The 8,066-nt window shown below is 69.6% G+C and carries 7 protein-coding genes; 5 read left to right on the forward strand and 2 right to left on the reverse strand.

The window, feature by feature from the left end; all coding sequences use genetic code 11:
- The first annotated feature begins 196 nt into the window (after window positions 1–196).
- Complete coding sequence (locus tag ABZ937_RS42545; RefSeq protein ID WP_361701009.1) at window positions 197–871, forward strand: SGNH/GDSL hydrolase family protein; 675 nt, start codon at window positions 197–199, stop codon at window positions 869–871.
- 104 nt (window positions 872–975) lie between these two features.
- Here ABZ937_RS42545 and ABZ937_RS42550 read toward each other — a convergent pair whose 3' ends face one another.
- Window positions 976–1,737, reverse strand: coding sequence for an AfsR/SARP family transcriptional regulator (locus ABZ937_RS42550; protein ID WP_361701012.1), 762 nt, complete (start codon window positions 1,735–1,737; stop codon window positions 976–978).
- A gap of 282 nt (window positions 1,738–2,019) precedes the next feature.
- Here ABZ937_RS42550 and ABZ937_RS42555 point away from each other — a divergent pair, with 282 nt between their 5' ends.
- Window positions 2,020–2,673, forward strand: a complete 654-nt coding sequence (locus ABZ937_RS42555; RefSeq protein ID WP_361701015.1) for a TetR/AcrR family transcriptional regulator — start codon at window positions 2,020–2,022, stop codon at window positions 2,671–2,673.
- 117 nt (window positions 2,674–2,790) lie between these two features.
- Here ABZ937_RS42555 and ABZ937_RS42560 read toward each other — a convergent pair whose 3' ends face one another.
- Window positions 2,791–4,296, reverse strand: coding sequence for an NAD(P)/FAD-dependent oxidoreductase (locus ABZ937_RS42560; RefSeq protein ID WP_361701017.1), 1,506 nt, complete (start codon window positions 4,294–4,296; stop codon window positions 2,791–2,793).
- A 210-nt stretch (window positions 4,297–4,506) separates the two neighbouring features.
- Here ABZ937_RS42560 and ABZ937_RS42565 point away from each other — a divergent pair, with 210 nt between their 5' ends.
- From ABZ937_RS42565 to ABZ937_RS42575, 3 genes are read left to right on the forward strand one after another with little or no spacing between them, the layout of a single operon-like run.
- A complete protein-coding gene (locus ABZ937_RS42565; RefSeq protein ID WP_361701020.1) occupies window positions 4,507–6,045 on the forward strand; it encodes an NAD(P)/FAD-dependent oxidoreductase in 1,539 nt (512 codons plus the stop codon).
- Window positions 6,046–6,053: 8 nt separating this feature from the next.
- On the forward strand, window positions 6,054–6,914 hold the full coding sequence (locus ABZ937_RS42570; RefSeq protein WP_361701022.1) for an SDR family oxidoreductase: 861 nt from the start codon (window positions 6,054–6,056) through the stop codon (window positions 6,912–6,914).
- A complete protein-coding gene (locus ABZ937_RS42575) occupies window positions 6,911–7,867 on the forward strand; it encodes an alpha/beta hydrolase (protein ID WP_361701024.1) in 957 nt (318 codons plus the stop codon). The genes ABZ937_RS42570 and ABZ937_RS42575 overlap by 4 nt, the downstream gene beginning before the upstream one ends.
- The last annotated feature ends 199 nt before the right edge of the window (window positions 7,868–8,066 follow it).

Consider the following 8,066-nt stretch of genomic DNA (forward strand, 5'->3'; position numbering starts at 1 on the left):
TAGCGGCCCTCGGCCCCTCTACCGGGCGGGGGCGTCCCCCCCCCCCCCCGCCCACCCAAACGCCACCCCCAGCGCGGCCCCCCCCGACCGTACGGTCGGGGCCTCGCTGCGTTGCCGTGCACCCATCGGCGGGGCGGGTGCCCGGGGGGCCCGCACACCTCTTGACAGTACATACGATCGACCGCATTCTTTGTTAATGACTTCGACACCCTTCACCGAAGAGACCGACCCGTTCTGCCTGGACACGGTCGACGCTGCGGCGATGCTCTTCGACGCCCCCTGGCAGCGCTACGCCGTGATCGGGGACAGCCTCTCCGCGGGCACGGGCGACAAGAGCGAGGGCTACGGGGACCAGGGCTGGTCCGATCGATTCGCGCACATCCTGCGCCAGGTGAGGCCCGGTCTGGCCTACCTGAACACGGCGGTGATCGGCGCCACGACGGTCGACACGCTCAACCACCAGATCGACGGCATGCGGGACTTCGCCCCGGATCTGCTGCACATCCCCTGCGGCCCCAACGACCTGCTGCGTCGTACGCCGGACTTCGGGGAGATCGAGCAGAACATGCGCAAGCTGTACGCCCTCGCGGCCGAGACGGGTGCCCAGCTCACGACGTTCACCCTGGGCCGCGCCTACGTGGTGCCGGTCTTCGAGGACTGGACCGAGCGGGTGCTCACCCTCAACGACATCACGCGCGAGCTCGCGGACGAGTACGGCGCCGTCGTCGTCGACATGTTCGACCACCCCGTCAACTCCCGGGAGAACCTCCTGAGCGCGGACCGCATCCACTTCTCCACGTCGGGACAGGCCGTCATGGCGAGCGAGATGGTCAAGGCGCTGGCCGGCACCCTGGCGCGCCGCACGCGCTGAACGCCGGTGCGACCCGCCGGGACACACCGGAGCGGCGCGGTGACGGAGACCGTGGACTCCTCCACCACGCCGCTTCCGGCGTCGGCGCCGGGCTCAGTGGGATGTCACGTCAGGCGGGCCAGTTCCGCCCGTTCGCGCATGAGGTCCGAGGAGATCCGCTGCCGCGCGGCACTGTGCGCCGTGCGCAGCTCGGGGCCGGGCTCGACACTCAGCTCCTGGAACAGGACGCGCTCGGCGTTGTGGTAGGCCCGGACCGCCTCCGTGTACCGGCCCATCCGCCGCAGCGCCGTGAGCTGGCGCACGCGGATGGACTCGTTCAGCGGGTCGTCGGCGATGAATCGCGGCGCGCTGAGGATCACCTGGTTGTCCTGGCCGAGCGCGAGCCAGGCGTCGAGCAGGGCGTCGCGCGCCGTCGACCGCCACTGATGCAGTTCGTCGGCCGCGGACGTGGTCAGCGGACCGTGCCGGGAGTCCATCAGCGCGTCCGCGCGCCACAGCGAGAGCGCTTCCTCCAGGATCGCGGCCACGACGGACGGGGTCGCCGGCGCCAGGCTCAGCCCGCGCTGCACGAGGTCCCGGAAGCGGTGGGCGTCGACGGACGCCCGGTCCACGTTCAGCCGGTATCCGGAGTCGACCGTCTCGACCACGTCGGCCGGCATGCCGTGCGTCTCCAGCCAGCGGCGGAGCCTGCGTATGTGGGCGTGCACCGCGTTCGTCGCGTCCCGTGTCGTGCTCGCCAGATTCAGCTCTTCGATGAGTTCGTCACGTCGAATACCTTCGCCCGCCCGCAGCGCGAGCACGGCGAGAATGTCGCGGAGCTTGGCTCCGCACAACTCCACCTCCGAGTCGTCCACCTCGATTCGCAACGGTCCAAGCACCCTGATACTCATGGCCGACAAGGCTTGCTCCTCCCCCGGGGAATTCCTCACACATGCCAGAGACGCGAGGAGCCTAATCTTTCGGCCACTGATCGCACAGCCCGCATATTCGAGTAGGTGACCCGCACGAATGAGCGGGTTCCGCGGTCCGAGATCTCGGCCGGCGAAACCCTTGCGATCGGGACGGTGGCGAACAGATGAAGCGCGGATGTTCAAGATCGTCCAGCGGCCCTCCTCACAAAGTCGCAGACAAGAGGTACGATCGGCCGTATGGGCACTGACGAGCGAACCGCGGAGCGAACCTTCGTCACACGCGCGGACAAGGTGTCGATCACGGACAAGCGCCTGCTCAGAGGTGCGCGGGCGCGTGAGATCGTGCTGCGGCGAGCCGTCGACATCGCCTCCCTCGACGGGCTGGACGATGTGAGTTTCGGCCGTCTGGCGACCGACACGGGCATGAGCAAGGCGGGGATCCAGACACTCTTCAGGTCCAAGGAAGTGCTCCAGCTCGGGACCATCGATTACGCGCGCACCATGTTCATCGACGCGGTCGTCCGCCCGGCGCGGTCAGCTGCCCCGGGAGTCGAGCGGCTGCGTTCTCTGATCGAACACTGGATTGACTACGCCAAAACCCCGCTGTTCGAAGGCGGCTGCTTCCAGGTCGCCAACCTCGCCCGTTTCGACAGCAAACCGGGAGCGGTCCGGGACGCCCTGTTCCGGACTCAGCAACAATGGCTCGAAACCATCGAGAAGGAACTGCGGAACGCCGTCGCGGCCCAGGAAATCGCGGATCTCGACATCGACCTCGCGGTCTTCCAGATCGATTCCGTCCTCTGTGCGGCCAATACGGCGCTGCGCCTGGGAGACGAAGAGGTCGTCGCCAAGGTCCGCCGCACCGTCGGGGATCTTCTGAAAACGCCCTGAGAGCGTCTCGCTCCGGGCCCCATGAGACAGTCAGGCCGGCGTCTCCCGGGAGACGCCGGCCTGTCGTTCGGCCGGTAGGGCCGGGCCCGCCGCGACGGCGGTGCACCGGCCGTACGGCTACTTCGATCGGCCGCCCCCGCCCTGGGTCAGCAGGAACGCCCGCGGGTCGGGCCGGCGGGTGGCGCGCCAGTAGGAGGTGCCGGTTCCCGGCCAGGACTGGCGGTTGACGCCCCGGTGGTCGAGGAACCAGCTGTGGCAGCCGCCCGAGTTCCACACGGATCCCGACAGCTTGGCGTGCAGCCAGTCGTTGAAGCGCTTCTGCACCTCGGAGCGGACCTCGAGGCGCGTGGCGCGACGGGACCGCATGAGCTTCAGGCACTCGACGATGTAGTGGAGCTGCGCCTCGATGACGAACAGGATCGACTGGGCGCCGCCGCCGGAGTTCGGCCCCATCAGCATGAACAGGTTCGGGAACCCGGCGACGGTGGTGCCCAGGTGGGCCGTCATGCCGTCGCGCCAGGCCTCCTGGATGGTCAGCCCGCCGCGGCCGACGATGTGCTCGTTGGCGCACCGGTTGTCGGTGGAGAAGCCCGTGGCCAGGATCACCACGTCCGCCTCGTGCAGCTCGCCGTCCTTCGTCCTGATCCCCGACTCGGTGAACTCGTCGATACCGGAGGTGGTGAGGGAGACGTCCGGGCGCTGCAGGGCCGGGAAGTAGTCGTTCGTGAGCAGGATGCGCTTGCAGCCGATGCGGTAGCCGGGGGTGAGCTTGGCCCGGAGCTCGGGATCCGGCACCTGCTTCTCCAGCGTGCGCTTCGCCGCCAGTTCGAGGACGCCGAGGTACTTCGGGTTGAGGAACGCGAGCACGGGAAGCTCGTGGGTCCAGTACGCGGCGAGCCGGTACAGCCGCTGGACGAAGGGCAGCGACGCGAAGAGGCGACGCTCGAGGTGCTTGAGCGGCCGGTCGGCCTTCGGCAGCACCCAGTGCGCGTTGCGCTGGAAGACGTCGACATGCGACGCGATGCCCGCGATCCGCGGGATGAACTGCACCGCGCTGGAGCCGGTACCGATGACGGCGACCCGCTTGCCCCTCAGGTCGACCGAGTGGTCCCACTGCGCCGAGTGGAACAGCTCTCCCTTGAAGCGCTCCATGCCCGGCAGGTCCGGGACGTTCGGCTGGTGCAGCGCGCCATGGGCCAGGACGACGATCCGCGGGTGGTACTCCTGGCCGGAGCGGGTCTTGACGTGCCAGCGGTCGGCCGCCTCGTCGAACTCGTACGACGTGACCTCCGTGTTGAACCGGATGTGCGGCTCCAGATCGCGTTCCTTGACGACGTGCTTGATGTAGTCGAGGATCTCCGGCTGCTCCGCGTACATCCGGCTCCAGTTCCGGTTCGGAGCGAAGGAGTACGAATACATGACGCTCGCCACATCGCAGGCGCAGCCCGGGTACGTGTTCTCCCGCCAGGTGCCTCCGACGCCGTCAGCCTTCTCCAGGATGACGAAGTCGCGATGGCCGGCCTCGGCGAGCTTCACCGCCATGCCGAGACCGGCCAGTCCGGTGCCCACGATCAGCACGTCCGGGGTTTCGATGGACTCGTCCGTCTCCTGCGCAAAGGCCATCGGGGTCTCTCCTCATCTGGTCGCTCGCTGCGGGGACATGGACGGCGCGGCAGCCGAAGCCGCGCGGCCATCCCAAGGCAACAAGCATCAGCTCCGGTTCTGAAACCGTCCTGTCCCTGCCGACGGCACCGATTCAGAGGGATGTCAGGGCCCTGCAGCACCATCACTGTCCGGGTACGTATGGCAGACGCGACGGGGAGCTGATCCTTCTTGAGTGCTTCAGACATCCACACGACACCGAGCGCGTCGCGGACCAGCCCCGCCCCCTCCTCGGCCCGCCGGAAGGGCCCGGCCCGGCGTGTGCACACCCTGGTGATCGGCAGCGGGCTCGCGGGTCTGGCCGCGGCGATCCGCTTCCGGCGTCAGGGCTGGGACGACTTCCTGGTCCTCGATCGCGGCCACGGCGTCGGGGGGACCTGGCGGGACAACACCTACCCGGGAGCCGCGTGCGACGTCCCGTCCCACCTGTACTCCTACTCGTTCGCCCTCAACCCGGGCTGGACCCGGTCGTTCTCCCCGCAGCCGGAGATCCAGGCCTACATCGAGAAGGTCGCGCGCCGCTACCGGGTGCACGACCGTCACGTCTTCGACTGCGAGGTGCTGAGCGCGCGCTGGCAGGGCGAGGAGGAGGGCTGGCGGGTCGAGACGTCCCAGGGGACGTTCGCCTCGACCGTCCTGGTGGGTGCCTTCGGAGCGCTGTGCGAGCCGGCGCTGCCGGACATCCCCGGCCTCGACACCTTCGCCGGGGACATCCATCACTCGGCGCGCTGGAACCACGACACCGATCTGACGGGGAAGCGGGTCGCCGTCGTCGGCACCGGAGCGTCCGCCATCCAGATCGTGCCGGCCATCGCCCCGCAGGCCGCGGAACTCCAGGTGCACCAGCGCACCGCTCCGTGGGTCATGCCCCGCCTCGACCGCCGGTACTCGACGGCCGAACGCCTCGCGTGCAGGTACGTGCCCTTCTACCAGCGTGCCGTGCGCACGGGAATCTACTGGGCCCACGAGGCGCAGGCGATCGCTCTGGCCAAGGTGCCCGCGCTGCTGAAGCCGGTCGAGCTGCTGGCCCGCGCCAAGCTCCGTCGTGAGGTCCGGGACCCGGCGCTGCGCCGCCGGCTGCGCCCCGACTACGGGCTCGGCTGCAAGCGCATCCTGCTCTCCAACACCTACTACCCCACGTTCAATCTGGACCACGTGCGCCTGGTCACCGAGGGCATCACGCAGATCCGCGAGAAGTCCCTCGTCACGGCGGACGGCGTGGAGCACCCCACGGACGTCATCGTCTTCGCCACCGGCTTCCACGTCACCGACTCCCCGATGTACCGGAGGATCTTCGGCAAGGACGGGCGCAGTCTCCAGGACGTGTTCGACACGGTCGGCCGCAAGTGCTACAAGGGCACCGCCATCGCGGGCTTCCCCAACATGTTCCTGCTGGTGGGCCCGAACACCGGGCTCGGCCACAACTCGATGATCTTCATGATCGAGGCGCAGGTGAACTACCTCGTCGGCGCCCTCACCCTCATGAAGCGCCAGGGGCTGCGGACGATCGAGGTGCGGGAGTCCGCGCAGGACGCCTTCTACCGGTCCCTGCAGGGAGAGCTGTCGCGCAGTGTGTGGAACACGGGCGGCTGCTCCAGCTGGTACCTGGACAAGCACGGTGCCAACACCACGATGTGGCCGGGCTTCTCGTACGCCTTCCGCCGCATCACGCGAACCTTCGACGTTGACGCCTACCACATCTCGAGGTGAGGACGCGCATGGCAAGGAAGCCTCTGGACAGCTTCAAGGACAAGGTCGTCGTCATCACGGGTGCCGGGTCCGGGATCGGGCGCGCGCTCGCCGTGCGCCTCACCGAACTCGGGGCGCACCTGGCGCTGTCCGACATCGACGAGAAGAGCGTCGAGGAGACCGCGAAGATGTGCGCGGAGCACGGCCGGGACATCTGGGCCACCCGCCTCGACGTCACCGAGCAGGAGGCCGTCACGGACTACGCGCATGACGTCCGCGCGTACTTCAGCACGGTCCACCAGGTCTACAACAACGCGGGCATCGCCTACTACGGCGAGGTGGAGCGGCAGTCGTTCGAGGAGGTCGAGCGGGTTCTCGACGTCAACTTCTGGGGCACTGTGTACATGACCAAGTCGTTCCTCCCGTACCTGATCGCGTCCCGTGACGGCCATGTCGTCAACGTCTCCAGCCTCTTCGGTCTGATCACCTACCCGGGGCAGAGCGCGTACAGCGCCTCGAAGTTCGCCGTCCGCGGCTTCACCGAGGCGCTGCGGCAGGAGATGCTGCTGGCCCGGTATCCCGTGCGCGTGACCGCGGTCCACCCGGGCGGCATCAAGACCTCGGTGGCCCGCAGCGCCGGCGCCGCCGCGGGCCTGGACGCGGCGTCCATCGCGCGCGCCTTCGACAAGCGCCTCGCGCTGCACACCCCCGAGATGGCCGCCGAGACCATCGTGCGCGGGGTGCACGAGCAGCGGGCGCGCGTCCTCATCGGTGCCGAGGCCAAGGCCCTGGACCTGCTGGGCCGGATCTCGCCCGCGGGCTCCCAGCGCTTCGGGGCCGTCATGTCCCGTCTGCTCAGGATCGCGCCCCGTCCGGGAGCGCGCGCATGAACCTTCCGCCGACGGTGGCGCGAGCCCTGCTGCACCCGTTCTTCCGGACGACGTTCCACCCCCGTGTTCCCTGGCCGGTACAGCGCATGCTGCTGAACGCGTTCTCCGTCGGCCAGCCGATGCCCGCCGGGGCGCGGGTGGAGAGGCTGTGGCTCGGGGCGCGTCGGGCCGAACGTGTCACGGTAGGGCCGGTCACCGGTCCGGGCGCCGTTCTGTATCTGCACGGCGGCGGGTTCACCGTGGGTTCCCCCGCGACGCACCGCTCCCTCGCGGCTCATCTGTCCCGCGCGACCGCCCGTCCCGTCTATCTGCTCGACTACCGCCTCGCCCCCGAGCATCCGTGCCCCGCGGCCGTGGAGGACACGCTGGCGGCGATGGAGGTCCTCGCACAGGGCGAGGGCCATGCGCCGTCCTCCCTGGTGCTCGCCGGTGACTCGGCGGGCGGCGGGATCGCGCTCGCGGCGACGCAGCATCTCGTCGCCCTGGCCGGTGAGCACGCCGGCGAAGGTGATGCCGGCCGGCCGGGAGTGCCGGCCGCGCTGGCGCTCATCTCGCCGTGGGCCGACCCGGGCCTGGTCGCCGAGCGGCGCCGGGACCTGGTGGTCAGCCGGGCGTGGGGGCTCGCCTGTGCCGCCGCGTACCTGGGGGACACGGACCCCGCCGATCCCCGGTACGCCCCCGCCCGTGGCGAGCTCACCGGGCTGCCGCCCACCTATGTCCACACCAACACGCGGGAGCTGCTCTACGGGCCGTGCCTCGACCTGGCGGCGTCGTTGCGCCGTGCCGGTGTGACGGTGCGCCTCGCGGAGAGCCGGGTGCTGTGGCATGCGGCGCAGGCCCAGGCGGGGCTGGTCAGGGAGGCCGCCGAGTCGGTGCGGGACATCGGGTCCTTCCTGACGGAGCAGTGGGACCGCCGGCCGGGCCTCGACGCGGCGGCCGTACGGGCCGGCTGAGCGGAGCGGCACCCACGCCGAGCCCCCGATGCCGCAGGCATCGGGGGCTCGTGTTCTTCCTGGTGCCGAGGCACCACGCCCTGTCGCTTTGGGCCTAGGCCCTGTCGTTTGGATCATCCCGGCGTCGCGGGGTCTGGCACGCACATCTGCGGCGTTGTCGTCGGTTGCCAACGCTCCGCGTTGGCGCCCTCCTCCGCCT

The sequence above is a fragment of the Streptomyces sp. NPDC046727 genome (assembly GCF_040645635.1).
GTDB lineage: Bacteria > Actinomycetota > Actinomycetes > Streptomycetales > Streptomycetaceae > Streptomyces.

Excerpts from the sequence above, each read along its gene's own strand:
- ABZ937_RS42545 (WP_361701009.1), top strand. The coding sequence starts at position 197 with ATGACTTCGACACCCTTCACCGAAGAGACCGACCCGTTCTGCCTGGAC.
- ABZ937_RS42555 (WP_361701015.1), top strand. The coding sequence starts at position 2,020 with ATGGGCACTGACGAGCGAACCGCGGAGCGAACCTTCGTCACACGCGCG.
- ABZ937_RS42560 (WP_361701017.1), bottom strand. The coding sequence starts at position 4,296 with ATGGCCTTTGCGCAGGAGACGGACGAGTCCATCGAAACCCCGGACGTG.
- ABZ937_RS42570 (WP_361701022.1), top strand. The coding sequence starts at position 6,054 with ATGGCAAGGAAGCCTCTGGACAGCTTCAAGGACAAGGTCGTCGTCATC.
- ABZ937_RS42575 (WP_361701024.1), top strand. The coding sequence starts at position 6,911 with ATGAACCTTCCGCCGACGGTGGCGCGAGCCCTGCTGCACCCGTTCTTC.